The sequence below is a fragment of the Youngiibacter fragilis 232.1 genome (genome assembly GCF_000495435.3).
Lineage (GTDB): Bacteria > Bacillota > Clostridia > Clostridiales > Clostridiaceae > Youngiibacter > Youngiibacter fragilis.
In genome coordinates this window covers 1-758 of record NZ_AXUN02000130.1, presented here as the reverse complement: position 1 = coordinate 758, position 758 = coordinate 1, and the positions used below count along the sequence as shown (strand labels likewise).

Here is a 758-nt window from a genome sequence, read left to right as displayed (position 1 = left end):
TTGCTCTGCTCATGTTCCTTGCATTCAAGGGTATGTCCATAATATGGATAGCTCCAATATGCGCATCGATTGTTGCCTTGACAGGTGGACTTGACCTGCTTCCTACATACACTGACACATANNATGCTCGGTGGAATCTTCGGAAGGCTCATGGAGGTTTCCGGGGGAGCTCAGTCTGTTGCTCACTTCATTACGGGCCTCATTGGAAAGAAGAGGGCGATCCTTGCAGTTTCACTTGGATGCATAGTCCTTGGTTACGGCGGAATAAGCGTATTCGTCATAGCATTTGCAATGTATCCGCTAGCAGTTGCAGTATTCAGGGAAGCCAACATAACAAGAAAGCTCATCCCTGGTACACTAGCTTTCGGTATGTTCACTATAGCCATGACTTCCCTTCCGGGAACACCTCAGATACAGNNAGTATGGAGGGAGAAGGTATATACCGCGAGAGGTGAAGTCTTCATAGAGCCTACAGGCACTGCGGTCGCAACCTTGGCTGATGTGGACAAGCTTCCGAACCCGATGCTTTCATTTCTGCCTCTTCTTGCTGTTGTAATAGTACTCAACGTTCTTAAGCAGAACATTATTGTAGCATTGGTAGCAGGTGTACTTCTATCAGTACTTGTCAATTTCCCTGCGATCAAGAAAAACATGGTTGATGTCATTAACAAGGGAGCTTCAAACTCAGTACTTGCCATAATCAACACATCAGCAGCAGTTGGTTTCGGAGCAGTCGTAAGGGCTGTGCCTGGATTCAA

Annotated in this window: 1 pseudogene; it reads left to right on the top strand. The window is 46.7% G+C overall.

Annotation, left to right across the window (positions count from 1 at the left end):
- Positions 1–123: 123 nt before the first annotated feature.
- A pseudogene (locus T472_RS20595) lies at positions 124–417 on the top strand (GntT/GntP/DsdX family permease); the annotation flags it as partial.
- Positions 418–758: the final 341 nt, after the last annotated feature.